This window comes from Okeania sp., from assembly GCF_983059655.1.
Genome location: NZ_CEZPJD010000087.1, coordinates 1 through 16,479 on the forward strand (window position 1 = coordinate 1; position 16,479 = coordinate 16,479).

Consider the following 16,479-nt stretch of genomic DNA (forward strand, 5'->3'; position numbering starts at 1 on the left):
TGTTCCCTAAAAAGCAGTAAGATTTTTGACACGAATAAAATAGGATTGCTATAGTCGCCAAAATTATCTAATTAAAAAAAATAGTTATTACTAATAAGCTTTACAAAATAATTATTACAAGTCTTGAAAATAATACTTTAGCAAGATAAGTTAAAAAGCGTTTCGGTATGGAAAATACTGATTATATATTAGCTATGAGTTACTCCGGCCTATTTTTCATTTTGAACAAAAAAAATGCTGAATAATTACACTTATATTTATTTACATGGGTTTGCCTCTAGTCCCAAATCTAATAAAGCTATATATTTGCGCGATCGCTTCTCCGAAATTAACCTCAATCTGAATATTCTTGACTTAAACCAAAATGATTTTTACAACCTAACTTTGACAAGACAAATTCGTCAAGTAGAATCAGAAATAACAAAAAAATCCACACCAATAATATTAATTGGCTCTAGTTTTGGTGGTTTAACATCTACTTTTTTAGCAGAACGAAATCCAAATATTAAAGCAATAATTTTACTTGCACCAGCCTTAAAATTTGTCTCCCATTGGCAACAACATTTAGGAGAAGAAAAATTACAAAAATGGCAAAAAAGGGGAAATTATTGGATATATCATTATGGAGAAAGAAAATATTTACTGTTGAGTTATGATTTTATAGTTGATTTAATCAAGTATGAAGAAAAAACTTTAAAACGTACTTTACCAACTTTAATGATCCATGGTTTAAACGACAATGTGATTCCCATTCAAGCTAGTCGAGAATTTGTTGCTAAACGCTCCTGGGTAGAGTTAATAGAACTTGATACTGACCATACTTTAGGGAATGTAATGACAAAAGTTTGGCAAGAAATTTATCTATTTTTAAACCAAGACTTTAAATTAGATAAATAATTAAGATAAGGTTATAAATATTGTATTAGTAAAAAAATATTAATTATTATGTTTAGTATGTCAGGAAAAAATAAGGCGTAAGCAATGAATGAAGTTAAAACTATACAAACTTTAGCAGTTGATATTGGTGGCAGCGGGATTAAAGTAATAGTCTTAGACGAAACAGGAGAACCGATCGCAGAACGTAGTCGTGTAGAAACACCAAACCCAGCAAAACCAGACCCAATATTAAAAGAGATTGTATCTTTAGCAGCAGAGCAAGGAGAATTTGACAGAATATCCGTAGGTTTTCCTGGTGTAGTTATGGATGGCGTGATTAAAACAGCAGTAAATTTAGATTCTGACTGGAGAGGGTTGAATTTGGCAACAATACTTTCAGAAAGGTTGGGGAAACCCGTGCGAGTTGCTAATGATGCCGATCTTCAAGGACTAGGAACAATTGAAGGTAAAGGAGTAGAGCTGGTAATTACTCTAGGAACTGGTTTCGGTTCAGCATTGTTTGTAGAAGGAAAGCTAGTACCAAATTTAGAAATGGGTCATCATCCATTTCGCAAAAAAGACACTTATGAGGAACAATTAGGAAGAGCAGCATTAGATGATGTGGGTAAAAAGAAGTGGAATAAGCGCTTAGAAAAGGCGATCGCTACTCTACAACATTTATTTAATTGTGATTGTATTTATCTTGGTGGTGGCAATAGCAAAAAAATTCAATTTGAATTACCAACGAATGTAAAAATAGTGCCGAATGTAAATGGTTTATTAGGAGGAATTGCCTTATGGAAAGAATAATTTAGGACTCAGAATTTTAATATTTCTCTATTAGAAATCTGGCGGTCATCAAAAATAAAATCAATTATCGTGCATAAATAATCAATTATTTCTCCCTACTCCCTACTCCCTACTCCCTCTTTTTCGGAGATGCCTATTTAATTAGGATTAACTAATTTTAAAAGCTTTTGCTTAACTTGAATATTAAAAACATCCCATTTTTTTTGAGCATATTCGCTGTTAGAATTAAAACCAGAAAGAAAATCTATAGGGATTTCAAAACCTCCTGCTTGAGAACGTCCTCCACCAAAAAAATTTCCTTGGGCATCCATTCCAAAAGCTTCTTTAATAAACTCATCTGGATCTAGAGTAATTTTATTAGTTCGCAGCGATCCAGTTACTACTTCTAGCTCTTTTTCCTCATCCTGAACAATACCATAAACAACAGCAGTATGAACATTTTCTTCTGTGATTAAAAAGTCAGCAGCTTGAGGAATAGCATCTCGATCTAAAGCACGAAGATAACCAACGCCAGAAATAGAAACATTATTATATATTGAGCGATGAGACAAAGCTCTTTCAATAATATCCATAACCCGTTGAGACCTAGAAGATTGTAGCACCGCATTTAATAATGTTGCATCATAAAAACAACTTAAATAGGCGGCTGCCAAAAAATCTTCATCTGTTGCTTGTAATAATTGATTAGTATCAGACCTGATGCCATGTATCAAAGCTGTAGCACATTTTATATGTTCGGTAGTACTATTATCAAACTCTAGTAATCCTGCTTGAATATATTGGGTTAAAATAGTAGCTGTAGCTTTAATTGAAGGCCGAATATCTACAAACTCTGCCTTTAAGTTTTCTTGTAGACTATGGTGGTCAATAACAGCAACCACAGGAATAGTTGTTAGCACCAGTGAAGTGAGCTGACTGGTAGTACCTTGGTTATCAATAAAAACACATCCCTGATAAACAGATAAATCCTTTTTTTTAGCAGTTTCTACTGTCCATTTTTGGATAGGTAAACCAGTCAATTTCACAAGCGTAATATTTTCTTGATGACTAAGAGTACCAGAATAAACAATATCACACTGAATATCATATTGTATAGCAATTAACTTATAAGCCCAAGCTCCTGAAAGTGCATCTGGATCTGGAAAATCTTGGAGAATAATTAATTGACGAGTATTAGAGTACCTCTCTAAAGTTTCAATTAAAGCATCTGTTTTTAAGTTAGTAGGAATTGGGATAGTTTTAGATAAAGTTTGACTAACAGATTTTTTAGTCAGTTCCTGATTTTTCAATTGAGAGCGATCGATCATAATTATTAGACATCTCCAGTAATAAAAAATTAAATCAATTATCACACAGAAGTTATCAATACTTTCTCCCTAGTGCCTACAGCAAAGCTGCCTACTCCCTCTTTTGGAGGAAATGTCTTATTGTGTTAGACAGCTTATTAATAAGTTGTCATAAGTTCAATAACTGAAGCGCTGACGGCGGAATGTGGCGCAAACAGCATTCCGCAGGAAATGCTTACCTTCCTTATGCTATGACTATTTGATTTCAAACTATCCTTTTTCGTTCACCCTAATTGTTTGGGGAGTCTATCGCTTCAAGTGAATAGTTTAGTTATCTCAACTAGAATGCAGGGCATCAAGTTCCATTCTTTGTTTAGCTTGATGCAAAAAGTAACCACTCATCATTGCAGAAGCCAATATTTGACCGAGATTTTCTCTGCTAGTAGTTATAGTCATGCCAAAATGCTCTGGTGGTAAATTTCCCAACATTCCTCTTAAACTTTGCTCCATAATTTGAGCAACTTCCGGTTCTGGTTTAGAAAGTTGAGCTACAGTTTCAGGATTCAAAGATTGAACATATTGCCATAATAAGTTATCACTACTGGATCTATCGGCAGAATATTCACAGGGATGACTTGGAAAGTTATTCATGGTACTTATCTGAAATTAATAGAGTTTAGTATTTAGTTACATCTTAGCAATATTTTCTAGCTACTCTATTAAGTGTTACCGAACTTTTAGATCCGGTTTTTTCTACTCTAGAATAGCGATCGCTATTCAAACTTCCCAGCTAACTAGGGTTTGCTGAAAAAGTCTTTTTGCTCTTTGTAGTAGTCAGTAGTCAATAGTTAGGATAAATGGTGGATTACAAAATATATAGCTGGAATAATTGTCCCCCAATTTTTCCGCCGTTGCCTGCCAAAATACTAGCTTTATGCAGCTCTTGCCACCGAAAAGCTGTCACTTTTTGAGACAAAAAAATCCTACAACCAATATCAGTCAATGCTTTTGCTGACGCAAAGCTGCCGCTAAGGTATTTAATCAGCAAGCCCTAACTAGTGTTGCTATGCGGAAGTCAAAATTCAAAAGTCAGAAGTCAAAAATATTGATTGGCAAGGCTTTTAGGATTTTGTAATATCACGTCCGGTAACATTGTTTGTGTATAGGATAAATCACAACAGGAAGAAAACTTTCTGCCTTCTACCATCTGCCTTCCTTCCACCAAAGAATAAGTATTCAAGTGGAAATGATATAAATCCTGATATACTTACTATGTAGTAATCTAAATAATATTCCTTGAAAGTATGGGTCGTTCAAAAAATAATTCCTCCAATATGAAATCTGCTCAAGGCGATCGCGTAGTTTACTCAGAGTTTGGTAATAATGCCACCTCCCCAGCAACAGAAAGAGCAGTACCAAACTTACCGCCAAATCAACAAAATTTAAAAGTACAAGCATCCCGCAAAGGTCGCAAAGGAAAAACAGTTACAATTATTAGTGGGTTTCAGTCGAACCAGGAAATTTTGACAGCTTTACTGAAACAACTTAAAAATCAATGTGGTGCTGGTGGCACTCTTAAGGATAATGAAATTGAAATTCAGGGGGAACATAAGCAAAAGTTACTGGAGATTTTAACTAAATTGGGCTACAAAGCTAAAATTAGCGGTGGTTAATATCATGTCCGGTTAAATAGTTACACTTTGGACGAGAGAAGGCAGAGGGCAGAAGGCAGAAGGGAAAGAAAAGTTTAAAGGAGAAAGTTTTTTTTATAACTGATTATCCGGACATGATATAACAGCCTTCTACTGACTTCTTCTTTAAGGTATTTAAGGGTGATAAATTTAAACAAGCTGTAATTAAAGCAATTAAAATAGACAGATCAAAGCATTAGGGAATCAAGAATATATGAGTTATATCAAATCTGGTGGCATCGGTGTAATAAGATAGTGAATCAGAATCCAGAATCCAGAATTCAGAATTAAGAAGGGAAAATAACTCAGAATTCTTTCCGCTCTGGATGAAGATAGAATATTTTTTTATACCGAATTAAACGGATTCGATATTATATTTCCCATGAATTTGAACTATCCTTCCCTACTGTAATTTGCTTGAATATCTAGTCTATATAATATTAAAACTAGCTTGTAATTATCAAATCAGGAAAATATAACAGAGATACTGTAGATATTTATCAACAAAGCATGAATTATTAGAAATAAATGCGCCAATAAGATTTATATAGCTAATATTAAGATCGATAATTGTTGCGGAATTTTGATTTTGACTTTGTAGTATTAAATAATATCATGTCCGTTGGTATCGTTTGTGTAAAAGTTAGCGTGGATATCTACAGGAAATTTAAGTTTTTTTCTTCCCTGTTCCCTGTTCCCTGTTCCCTATTCACTATACAAGACCGATGCTACCGGACATGATATAAGAAGTAATTAAACTTATATTAGTGGAGATATATAAATGTTTAGAACTGTTGCTTTGGTATTACTAGGAACTTCTGTTGGTTTTGGATTTTCTATGATAGGTGATGGTAACGGGTTTGCTATTAAAGTACCTCAAATAGAAGCAGGAAAATTAGAATGTCGTTGGCTACCTGAAGATACTTCTAATAACTCTGATTTTAACGGAGAATTTTTGGAGCCGAAATATTAGATTTGCTCTCTAGTCCAATTTGAATTACATATAATTCCTCAGTACGTTGAGAAAAGCTATATTTTTTATCGATCTTTGAATTCTCATAACTAGCTCTACTTAATTAAATATAAAACGTTCTACTATGTAGTAGTTGTTTCGATTTCCTCAATAATTCCCATTACCAAAAAATTGTGGTCTCAAGCCTCCCATTTTCAGGGGATAAAAAAAGAGAATATTCCTGATGTCAAGCCTCCTTATTGCAAGAGGTACTGATAACTGTTAACTGAAATGAACCAGATTTGATATAACTACTCACTTGCGAATTTACCTAGAAGTATATCAATGCTCTCTAATACTTGCTGAAACTGTTGGGCTAAGATTAAAGCTTTGGTAGATAAAACTTCCAGATCGGGAGTTTCACTTCGTAGATCCCGATGTAAAGAGGCAGCAGACTTGTAGAGAATATCTGCTCCAATGTTACCTGCTGCTCCTTTGAGGGAGTGAACCAAATATAACGCATTCTCCAAATCTCCGCGGTTTAGTGCTGTTAGGATTTCAGTGTCATACTTTTGTTGAGAGGTTTGAAAAATTCTCAGAATATCCTGATAATCACTCCAGTCACCACCCGTAAACTCTAAACCCAAATTGACATTCAGACCAGGCAGAGATAATTTATCAGTCTCTGGAACAAAAATATTTTCTGGGAGAAAACTAGGGATATTGTTCGTGGGTACAGAGGAATTGTTAGTTGGAACAATCCATTTCAGAAGAGTCTCATATAACTCTTGGGGGTTAACAGGTTTGGATAGATGATAATTCATCCCCGCTGCCGAACTTTTAGCTTTATCTATATCCATAGCATTAGCTGTCATAGCAATAATTGGCACTGTGGCAAGCCATTTTGTTGCGCTCTCGCCCTCCTCTGCCAGAGAACGGATATGCCGAGTGGCCTCTAGTCCATCCATTCCTGGCATCCGAATATCCATCAAGATTAGGTCGTAAATCTGCTCCATAACTTTAGCGATCGCCTCTTTTCCATTGGTTGCGCAATCTACTATCAACCCCACCTTTTCCAGCAATTCCCGGGCTATTTGTTGATTTACTGCATTGTCTTCTACCAGCAGAATATTAGCTCCCTGAATTTCTTCCAGTTCTGCCATACAGAAAAATTCAGTCTCTCTAGAATCATTGAGTACCTGATAACTAGAATTATCATCAGGCTCCCATAGGTGGCCCATTTCTAGTTCAAAGTAAAATATACTACCTTTACCAAGTTCGCTCTCAACACTAATAGTGCCTCCCATCATGTTCACAAGACCCTTGCAAATTGCCAATCCGAGTCCTGTACCACCGTACTTGCGACTGGTAGAAGCATCCACCTGGGTAAAGGACTGAAATAGTTTTTCCATCTGAGAAGGACTAATACCAATTCCTGTATCTTGCACCTGAAATTTCAGGCCAACAGTTTCCTGGCTATAAGTGAGTAGTTCAATTCCAATAGTAACGCTACCTGTTTCAGTAAATTTGATAGCATTGCTCGCTAGATTCATCAAAATTTGAGTTAAGCGCAGTGAGTCTCCAATTAAATATTGGGGAATCCGGTCCCCAACTTGAAATAATAGTTCCAGACCTTTTTCAGAAGCTTTTAGACCTAGAACATTGTTAATTTGATTCAGGATTTGAACTAATTCAAATGGGATAGATTCCAATTCCAGTTTCCCAACTTCGATTTTGGAAAAGTCCAGAATATCGTTGATGATTTCCAGTAATGATTTGGCGGAACTCTGGATTTTGGAAAGATAGTCTTGCTGGTAGTTGGTAAGATCTGTTTGTAAAGCCAAATGAGTCAGTCCTAGAATACCATTCATCGGAGTACGAATTTCGTGACTCATCAGGGCTAAAAATTCGCTCTTGGCACGATTAGCATATTCGGCAGTTTCTTTTGCTTCTCGCAACTGCTGTTCAGCTAGTTTACGCTCTGTGATATCATGTACTGTACCTATGAGATGCGTTACTTTGCCGGAGATATCCCGCAGAGGTCTGCCACGAGCCGAGATATAAACCAAAGAGCCATTCGGTTGAGAGATGCGACATTCGATTTTGTAGGGTTGAGCGGTTGCTATGGTAGCCTTAACCGCACAATCTATACCCTCGCGGTCTTCAGGATGGACCAGTTTTAGGAAGCCTTCATAAGTTAGAGTTTTCACTTCTGGCGACTGTCCAAAAATACGGAAAGTTTCGTCAGACCAAGTAACTACGCCCGTTGTTAGATTGAACTCCCAACTCCCCAGTTTACCTATTCTTTGTGCTGCTTTTAAATGAGCTTCACTTTTGCGTAGAGTTTCTTCAACTTGTTTACGACAGCTAATATCAGTAATTGTGCCAACATAACCGATTTTCTGCCCTTCAGTATCCAATTCTGCCACCGCTTGTGCATACACCCACTTCACAGTACCGTCAGGATGTTGCCAGCGATATTCCATTTGGCCAGAATGCTTACCTTGGAGAAATTGCTCCCAGGCCGTAGTAACCATCCCTCGATCGCTAGGATGTAATCCTTGTTGCCATCCCGATCCAGTTGCTATGTCTGCAGATATCCTAGCAATCTGACTCCAGCGGTCATTAACATAAGTATAATTGCCTGTCACATCGGTACGAAAAATTCCTACTGGAACAGTTGCAGCTAATGTTGAATAACGATTTTCGCTTTTCTTCAAGGCAGATTCTGCTCGTCGCCGTTCTTCCAGTTCAACCTTTATTTGTTCATAGGCTTTTCCCTGTTGGATAGCAATGGCAATGTGAACAGATAATCGTTGCAGTAAATTTATCCCATTTTTTTCCCAGACATAGGCACGATCGTGGCTGGCAAGAATCAGACCCCACAGTTCCTCTTCTACTATAATTGGCACAACCAGGGTAGCACGCAGACCGGAGCTGACAAGCATTTCTTGACGATCTGGACTTATGCCTGATTCGTATACATCATTTACTACCCGAATCTGACCATGGCGATACTGCTCTATCCATTCAGGTGTGACCCAGACATGAGCAAATTCTGCATCCAATAGCGATCGATCGCCTTCAGCAATTGACTCAGCAACTACAGTATCAGAAGACTGAGGATGGAATTGGTAAACCATTGCCCGATGGCAGTGCAACAGTGAGGGAATCTCTCGTACTGCTGTATCAATAATTTTCTGCAACTCCAGCGACGACCGTATCTGGTCTGTTACAGTCATCATTAATTTTTCGCGTTCCGCCTTAGCTTTGAGAGTATTAGTTCTAGCTTCCACCAATTTTTCTAGTTCAACAGTGCGATCTTCGAGTAGTTTGATTCGTTCTGCTTCTAAGCGCATCACCCGTTGTTCCAACACTTCTGTCAACTTACGAACTTCCTGGGGATTGATGGCTTGCAACACACTGGTTTGTGTCACAATGCCTAGAAGCTCTCCTTGCTCCCCTGTCACCACTAACCGACGGATATTACGGTCTTCCATCATCTGTTGGACAGTCCACAGTGATGCTTCTGATTTGACTGTCAAGATCGGTTTACTCATCACTGTCTCTGCTATAGAATTTTCTAGATTTAGACCCAATGCCTGAAATCTAACTATATCTCGCTCAGTTAGCATCCCTACTGGAATTTGCAGTGATTCTGTACCAGATTCCACGATCGCGACCGAACTAATGTGGCGATCGCTCATCAGTTGGGCAATTGTCAACAGAGATGTCTCTGGTGTGGCACAAACCACTTTATGGTTCATGACTTCGTGCACCAGACGTAGTCGTAGCATATCGGTTGGTTGGCAAATTTGTCGCAAACTATCGTGGGTAAGCAACCCAACCAGACGATCGTGTTCATCTAGAATTGGCAAGTGACGAATCTGATTTTGTAGCAGTAGGTTAATTACATAAAACAAATCGGTAAAATCATACTCAGGTAGAGTAATGACAGAACGTGCCAGAATTTGGTCCATTACCAAGCTATCGAGAGGTTGTTGCTGGGCACTTAAGCGGACTACATCCCTCTCAGTCATAATACCTACGACCTGCCCATCCTCAACTACTAATACACAACTTGACCTTGCCCTTTGATGGCGATCTTTTTCTGGCCCATCTGCCATTGTGGTATCCCTGGTGAGCGATCGCCGTTTATTCATTAAGGTAATAGCATCTCTGAGTGTTGTCTCCGGATTTACAACCAGAGGATTCCTAATGATTGCAGATTTTAGGTCTAACTGAGTAAGCATCGTGTTGCGAACAGAAACTTGACTAACACAGTTGCATAGAAAGGTAGCTGTAATATCTCCCTTGATCAGATAATCTGCTGCTCCTAATTTCATTGCTCGTACTGCAACTCGCTCATCCCCCAATCCAGTCAGCACAATTACGGGTAATTTATCTTTAGGGTAGTGAATGGCAATTTCTTCTAAGAACTCCAATCCATCTCCATCCTGTAGATTTACATCAACCAAGGCTATATTTGGTCGTTCCGAGTTCCACATTTCTATTCCTTCTTCTAAGGTTTCTGCTTCTATGATGCGGTAAGTGTGGTCTGGATCTGATTGAAGATAACGAATGTAGGTTAGACGATCTACCTCAGAATCATCTAGGATTAAAATAGTTATTGTTGGTAATAAGACTTCAGGTGTGCTAGCATTGCTGTCACCATGGGGAATTTTGCTATAGCTTGAGTTAGGCATTTTTGTGCTTCTTTGAGGAAGTAGTCAGTAGGAGTGATAACAATGCGAGTGATGGTAGGGTATTCAACCTATTAGGCCACTATTATTAATGGTTAAGTTTACTACAGCTAGTGCCGCTACGCGGAAGTTCAAAGCGAGTGTGTAATTCTGAGGTTTCCTACGGCGCTTTTAAAGTGCGAAAATGGTTCCGCACACAGCCCCTCCAAAATTTAAGACACCCTCAAGACAGTCAAAAGTATTGATTTGTATTGTTTGAGGATTTTGTAACTGGTAAGTTATTTCCGCCATCCTACACTAGATATGTAGATTGTAAGTTAATGAGGTAAGCTTGTTGATTCGATTCTATATTCCTGTATTTTCAAAATTAGTTAACAAATCTTTGTTACCGTATTTCATCACCCTAAAATATATTGTAGATTATAGTTTAATAATGATAATCATGCAAGACGTAGAAATAAAATAAATCGTTACTGTACTGGTGACAAAAATATTCTGATATTAATAAGGCGCATCTAAATCTAAAATATCTGGCCGAGTTTTTCCTTTTGTTCAATACATATAGGGGCAAATAAGGATGTATAGACGTTTGATAGTTCATAAAAATTATAGTCAAATATGATATATCCTTTGGATTCTGAATTCTAATAAAAGGAAAGTATTCCGTTTCCTGATTTCTTCTCGTTTATAACTGTTAAACTGAACATGAGATAAATCAATTATCAGGTAAAATAGCTGTTTCAAACCAATAGGATAAAAAATCATCTATGTTTTTAGCAAAAACATTAAGATTTACTGGCTTTTCCATATAGCTATTTACTCCGTATTCATAACAAACTTGAATATCTTTAGTATTTGATGAAGTTGAAAATACAACCATAGGAATAATTTTTAATTTTTGATGATTCTTGATAACTTCAATTACTTCTCTTCCATCAGTTCCTGGCAAATTTAAATCTATTAAAATAATTGTAGGACGAGGAGCTATTTCAGGAGAATATGCTCCTGTCTGGAAAACAAAATCTAATGCGTCATCTCCATCTACACATCGATATATAGGATACTCAAAACCTTGTTTTTTCAGAAGTCTGATCAATGTAGTGTAATCTTCTTCACTATCTTCTACTATTAGCAAAGATAATTTTTTTTGTTTATTTAATAATTCACTCATTAATGATTAATTCTCCAATAATTTGATATAGAACGTTGTTCTTTCTCCATAATTAGACTCCAGCCAAATTTGACCACCATGACGTTCAATGATTTTCTTTACTATTGTTAAACCTACCCCTGTACCACCACCAAATTTATCTTTCCCATGTAATCTTTTAAAAAGTTTAAAAATTGTCTCTATATGCTTTTCTCGAATACCTATGCCATTATCTTTGACGTATATCAAACAAGCAGAATCTTCCGTGTACTTATAACCAATTTCTATGATTTTATGAGTTTTTTTATTATATTTAACCGCATTACTAATTAAGTTGCTAAATACTTCTTCCATTAGAACTTTGTCACCATAAATTATCGGCAAATTATTCATTTTTATGATTTCAATAGATTCATTAGGTTTACTCATTCTAATAACTTCTGCTACATTTTCAATTAATTCATTCAGATTAATTGGAGCTTTATGAAGTTCTTGACGACCCAAACGAGAAAGAAACAATAAAGCATTAATTAAATCTTCCATCCGTTGAGTTAAACGCACCAACGTTTCTAATTTTTGCCGACCATCTGCGTTAATAATTTCACCATAATCTTCCATCAAAAATGTAGCATAATTATGAATACCTCGTAAAGGTTCTTTTAGATCGTGAGAAGCAATATAGTTAAAAGAATCTAAGTCATTATTACTTTGTTCTAATTCTAGATTTACTTCTGCTAATTCAGCCATTTTACGCATTAAAATTCCCAAAATTGCACTTTTTAGTTCTTGTGCCCCTTCTATTTCATAAGATTGCCAAGGTAGAGAATGACATTCAACTGTTTCGAGCCATTTTGCAAAAGATTTCCGAGGTAGAAGTGTGATACTACCATCCAATTCAATTTTGCCATGTTTTTGTGGATTTCCAGCCCAATGAACTGTTTGACTTACTTCTGAGCGAAACCATAACACATAATTTTTTTGGACTTTGGTAATTTCTAACGCTAATAAGCCACTAGCAATCTCTTTAAATTCATTAGCTGGAGGATAAACTTTTGGCAAAGAATCTGTGTAGTATACATCAGTCTCTATTTGAGTTATGACCCAGTTAAGCAAGGGTTCAATTTCTTCATCTTTGATAGTTTTTCCTATTTTTTGCAGTTTTCCTTCTGCATAAACTATTGCTCCTGTTGCCCCTACTATTGTTAATAATTTTTCTCCAATATTTGTGAAGGCCATTAATAAATTTTCAGATTCAGAAATAGCTGTTATTACCTGAGATTGTATAGATTTTAAATAAATTTTATAATCTAAATTATCATTTTCTTCTTTTGTCGTAATATGAATAGACATTACTTGTCCAAAAAAATCACAAACTGTTCGTAAACTATAGGGAATATATTTAATTGAATAGTGATGACAAACAATCAATCCCCACAATTTTCCTTCTTTTAATAAAGAGATTGACATAGAAGCTTTTACACCCATATTCTGGAGATATTCTATATGAATTGGGGAAACACTCCGCAACACAGAAAAGCTTAAATCTAGGGGTTGGTTAGTCAAAGGATTATTTTTAGGCAACAACTCTACAGGTTGATAGTTAATATCTGGAATAATCCGCAGATAATTAACACTGTAAAGATGTCTTGCTGGTTGAGGAATATCAGTAGCAGGGTAATGTAAGCCTAAATAAGAATCTAGAGCTTCCCGTTTATTTTCCGCAATGACCTCACCAGAATTATCGAGATGAAACTTATAGATCATCACCCGGTCTACCCCTATCAATTGACGAATTTCTTTAACTACAATTGAACAAAGTTCCTGTAAATTTGCAGATTTTTGAATCCGAGTCATAGTGTGGCGAGTGAGTTGATAAAATTGGAGAAAATCTTGTTCTAGTTCAATTTTACAAGGTTCAAGTTCCAAAATTACTACTCCATCATTGCGATGCACAATACTATTAAATTTTTTGGTTTCATTCCCACATTTTATAGAGAATTTTAGTGGATTTAGATATTCAAAATCTCCTGTTAAGCTATTACAGATATAATCTATTTGTTGAGGCTTTAATAAATATTTAATATTTTGTTCGAGTAAATTTTCAGGGAGAATATTTAACCACTCTTTCGTGTTATTACTAACTTGAATAATGTCTAATTCTGGTTCTTGTAAAACTAGCAATACTCCATGAGGTTGAATTGAACCAGGGATATGAATTTGTTCGCGATCGCAATTATTTAAATTTACTTTGTCTGCTGTTATGATTTCAATTTTATTGTTCATTACTTCTAGTTTTCAGTTGGTATAAAGAAGGAAGAAGGAAGAAGGAAGTAAAGAAGGAAAAATCTGGTGTTTTATGAGTTTTAATATTTTGATATAAGCACTTCAGCACTTAGGCAGTACAGCTTAAATTCTCGTATATAAATAATTAATTATTACCGCCTAGTCTGTAGGGATGTTGCATGCAACTTCCCTACTATTTCTATTACACCACTTTTGAGGATAGAGGTACAGTTATAAGACTATTTATTCATTCCCTGTTTCCTATTCCCTAGAGCAATAAAACTTTGTACCTTATAAACTCAATAACTGTTGTAAATAAAAGAAGAAAAATTTAACTTTCTAATTCCTCAATTAATTTTGGAACTCCCGCAGTTAATACTTCATTTCCTTCAGCAGTAACTAAAACATCATCCTCAATTCTAACTCCAATTCCGCGCCAACGGTCATATACTTCTGGTTGACCTTCAACTGATTTAATATTCGGTCCGATATAAATACCAGGTTCTACAGTTAAAACTTGCCCTGGTTGTAAATTTTGTGGTTCTTCTCCCCACTGATAAACACCCACATCATGTACATCTAAACCTAACCAATGTCCAGTTCTGTGCATATATAAATGCTTATATTTTTCCTTTTCAATTATTTCGTCAATATTACCTTTTAATAATTTTAAATCGATCAAACCTTCCACTAATACTCGTACTGCTGTATCATGAAATTGTTTATAAGGATTTCCTGGTTTTACTTCAGCAATTGCTGCTTGTTGCGCTCTCAAAACCAACTCATAAATAATCTTTTGTTCTGGTGTAAACTTGCCACTAATAGGAAAAGTCCGAGTAATATCAGAATTATAATAATTGTAGGCAGCTCCAGCATCAATTAACAGCAAATCATTTTCTTGCATTTGCCGATTATTTTCTATGTAATGAAGAATGCAAGAATTAGCACCAGAAGCAACAATAGAAGGATAAGCTGGAGTCGCTCCATGACGAGAAAAAATATACTCCATTTCTGCTTGAACTTGATATTCAAACTTCCCCGCTTGAGCAAACTTCATCGCATGCTTATGAGCATCAACAGCAATATCAGCAGCTTTGCGCATTTGTTCTAATTCTGCAGTACTTTTAAGCAGACGCATCGGATGTAAAACCGTTCCCATATCTTGAATAGCGATAGGTCCAGTACCTGTTTTTGGATAGGTCCGCATTAAATTTTGCCAATGTCGCAGAATTGTTTCATTGAAGTGGCGATCGCGTCCTAAGCGATAATATATTTTGTCGGCCTTTTTCAAATATTCAGGTAACTTTTTATTCAGTTCATTAATAGAAAAAGCTGCATCAGCACCATACTTTTCCTTAGCAGCTTCCACACCAGTGCGATAACCACTCCAAGTTTCTTTTTCCGGGTCTTTTGGTCGGACAAACAAAACAAATTTATGCTTTTCATGATGTGGTGCAATAACTGCCACAGCTTCCGGTTCATTAAAACCAGTTAAATAAAAAAAATCGCTATCTTGACGATAGGCATATTCTACATCATTGTGCATGACAGCCATCGGCGCACTTTTCAATATAGCTGTACCATTGCCAATTTTTGCCATTAATTGTTCGCGTCGTTGTTGATATTCTGAGTAATTTGTCATGGTTTATTTGTTATTAGTTAGAAGTAAAAAGTTACCAGGAATAAATTAGAAAGAGACGATTTTATCTGTCCAAGGAAATAAATAAAATCAACTTAGTTCTAATACCAAATTATTTGTGTTAAGCCTCTTTAGCAGTTCTTGACACAAAGAAAAAGAAAAGTTACGGTAAAAAAAAATTATAATGCAAGATTACTCCCACTTGTCATTTCAGTTATCAGTTATCAGTTATCAGTTATCAGTTATCAGTAACCTCTGCCTAAAGTCAGAGGCTTGAAATATTGAACTTGATTTCTTTTCATCCCCTTAAAAGGGGAGGCTTGAGACCTGATTTTTTGGTCAAAAATATTATGGACAAACTCAAAAGACATCTCCAGAAAAGAGGGAGTAGGGAGTAGGCAATAGGCAGTAGGAAGAAAGAATTGATAATTTATGTGTGAGAATTGATTTTATTTTTGATTTTTGGAGATGTCTAAAAGTTTATTAGCTCCAGCTCTACTAATATCATGTTCGGATAATTACTTAATAATAAAATTTTTGTTTGTAGTAGGGCTTTAGCCCAGAAAATACTTACTATTAGGGCTAAAGCCCTACTACGAGCCTAATGATACAGCATATTCCAAGTATATGAAATACAGAGATTGACAATCAAATTTTTGTAGTGCGGGCATCTTGCCCGCGATTGGTATACCTGACCAAAGTGGAATCTGCTGTAACTGTTCTACCGAACATGATATAACAGCAGGGACTGTTCTTTTTGCCAGCAGCGCTCACGCTATGACCTGTTATGATAGAGTACGCCTTGCGTCAAAACAGCTTTCTGCTATAAATGAAAATATTTATCAAACTCAGATAACCAATTATCCACTTGTTCCTGCACCAAAATCTGCGCTGAAATCAGCTTTGAACTATGCTGAGTTTGTAAGTTATGAATGCCCAAGAGAAGCTAGCTATTCAAATCTCTCTCGCTTAATTAATACTGGACGCTACTTCTTGAATAATGCGTCATTTGAAGCACCAACCCGCACCATACCTCGTATTCGCGTCACAGGTAGTGGTCATTTCAGTTATCAGTTATCAGTTATCAGT

Annotated in this window: 11 protein-coding genes; 5 read left to right on the plus strand and 6 right to left on the minus strand. The window is 36.1% G+C overall.

Annotated elements, in window-relative coordinates:
* The first annotated feature begins 234 nt into the window (after positions 1-234).
* Both AC3DU7_RS07785 and AC3DU7_RS07790 read left to right on the plus strand, forming a co-directional pair.
* Positions 235-897 carry a YqiA/YcfP family alpha/beta fold hydrolase gene (locus AC3DU7_RS07785; RefSeq protein ID WP_488038783.1) on the plus strand — a complete coding sequence of 221 codons (663 nt, stop codon included), beginning with the start codon at positions 235-237 and terminating at the stop codon, positions 895-897.
* An 84-nt stretch (positions 898-981) separates the two neighbouring features.
* The gene (locus AC3DU7_RS07790) at positions 982-1,686 is read left to right on the plus strand and encodes an ROK family protein (RefSeq protein ID WP_488038784.1); all 705 of its coding nucleotides are present in this window, start codon (positions 982-984) and stop codon (positions 1,684-1,686) included.
* Between the two features lie 137 nt (positions 1,687-1,823).
* Here AC3DU7_RS07790 and AC3DU7_RS07795 read toward each other — a convergent pair whose 3' ends face one another.
* Positions 1,824-2,993, minus strand: a complete 1,170-nt coding sequence (locus AC3DU7_RS07795; protein ID WP_488038785.1) for a DHH family phosphoesterase — start codon at positions 2,991-2,993, stop codon at positions 1,824-1,826.
* Positions 2,994-3,308: 315 nt separating this feature from the next.
* The gene (locus AC3DU7_RS07800) at positions 3,309-3,623 is read right to left on the minus strand and encodes a DUF760 domain-containing protein (RefSeq protein WP_488038786.1); all 315 of its coding nucleotides are present in this window, start codon (positions 3,621-3,623) and stop codon (positions 3,309-3,311) included.
* A 653-nt stretch (positions 3,624-4,276) separates the two neighbouring features.
* Here AC3DU7_RS07800 and AC3DU7_RS07805 point away from each other — a divergent pair.
* Positions 4,277-4,645 (plus strand): translation initiation factor, encoded by a 369-nt coding sequence (locus tag AC3DU7_RS07805; protein ID WP_488038787.1) that lies wholly within the window; start codon positions 4,277-4,279, stop codon positions 4,643-4,645.
* A gap of 799 nt (positions 4,646-5,444) precedes the next feature.
* Complete coding sequence (locus AC3DU7_RS07810) at positions 5,445-5,636, plus strand: hypothetical protein (protein WP_488038788.1); 192 nt, start codon at positions 5,445-5,447, stop codon at positions 5,634-5,636.
* A 290-nt stretch (positions 5,637-5,926) separates the two neighbouring features.
* Here the strand turns inward: AC3DU7_RS07810 and AC3DU7_RS07815 are convergent, their stop codons facing one another.
* The 4 genes from AC3DU7_RS07815 to AC3DU7_RS07830 all read right to left on the minus strand — a co-directional run bounded on the left by AC3DU7_RS07815 (position 5,927) and on the right by AC3DU7_RS07830 (position 15,393).
* Positions 5,927-10,321, minus strand: coding sequence for a response regulator (locus tag AC3DU7_RS07815; protein WP_488038789.1), 4,395 nt, complete (start codon positions 10,319-10,321; stop codon positions 5,927-5,929).
* 712 nt (positions 10,322-11,033) lie between these two features.
* Positions 11,034-11,489: a response regulator gene (locus tag AC3DU7_RS07820; protein WP_488038790.1), complete on the minus strand. Its 456-nt coding sequence runs from the start codon at positions 11,487-11,489 to the stop codon at positions 11,034-11,036.
* Between the two features lie 6 nt (positions 11,490-11,495).
* Entirely contained in the window at positions 11,496-13,751 is a 2,256-nt protein-coding gene (locus AC3DU7_RS07825) for an ATP-binding protein (protein ID WP_488038791.1), read from the minus strand.
* A gap of 331 nt (positions 13,752-14,082) precedes the next feature.
* Positions 14,083-15,393 (minus strand): aminopeptidase P N-terminal domain-containing protein, encoded by a 1,311-nt coding sequence (locus AC3DU7_RS07830; protein WP_488038792.1) that lies wholly within the window; start codon positions 15,391-15,393, stop codon positions 14,083-14,085.
* A gap of 774 nt (positions 15,394-16,167) precedes the next feature.
* On the opposite strand from AC3DU7_RS07830, the gene AC3DU7_RS07835 reads away from it, so the two are divergent.
* Positions 16,168-16,479 (plus strand): hypothetical protein (locus AC3DU7_RS07835; protein WP_488038793.1); only part of this gene is annotated, 312 nt, incomplete at its 3' end.

Excerpts from the sequence above, each read along its gene's own strand:
- AC3DU7_RS07810 (WP_488038788.1), top strand. The coding sequence starts at position 5,445 with ATGTTTAGAACTGTTGCTTTGGTATTACTAGGAACTTCTGTTGGTTTT.
- AC3DU7_RS07830 (WP_488038792.1), bottom strand. The coding sequence starts at position 15,393 with ATGACAAATTACTCAGAATATCAACAACGACGCGAACAATTAATGGCA.
- AC3DU7_RS07800 (WP_488038786.1), bottom strand. The coding sequence starts at position 3,623 with ATGAATAACTTTCCAAGTCATCCCTGTGAATATTCTGCCGATAGATCC.
- AC3DU7_RS07790 (WP_488038784.1), top strand. The coding sequence starts at position 982 with ATGAATGAAGTTAAAACTATACAAACTTTAGCAGTTGATATTGGTGGC.
- AC3DU7_RS07795 (WP_488038785.1), bottom strand. The coding sequence starts at position 2,993 with ATGATCGATCGCTCTCAATTGAAAAATCAGGAACTGACTAAAAAATCT.
- AC3DU7_RS07805 (WP_488038787.1), top strand. The coding sequence starts at position 4,277 with ATGGGTCGTTCAAAAAATAATTCCTCCAATATGAAATCTGCTCAAGGC.
- AC3DU7_RS07820 (WP_488038790.1), bottom strand. The coding sequence starts at position 11,489 with ATGAGTGAATTATTAAATAAACAAAAAAAATTATCTTTGCTAATAGTA.
- AC3DU7_RS07815 (WP_488038789.1), bottom strand. The coding sequence starts at position 10,321 with ATGCCTAACTCAAGCTATAGCAAAATTCCCCATGGTGACAGCAATGCT.
- AC3DU7_RS07785 (WP_488038783.1), top strand. The coding sequence starts at position 235 with ATGCTGAATAATTACACTTATATTTATTTACATGGGTTTGCCTCTAGT.
- AC3DU7_RS07825 (WP_488038791.1), bottom strand. The coding sequence starts at position 13,751 with ATGAACAATAAAATTGAAATCATAACAGCAGACAAAGTAAATTTAAAT.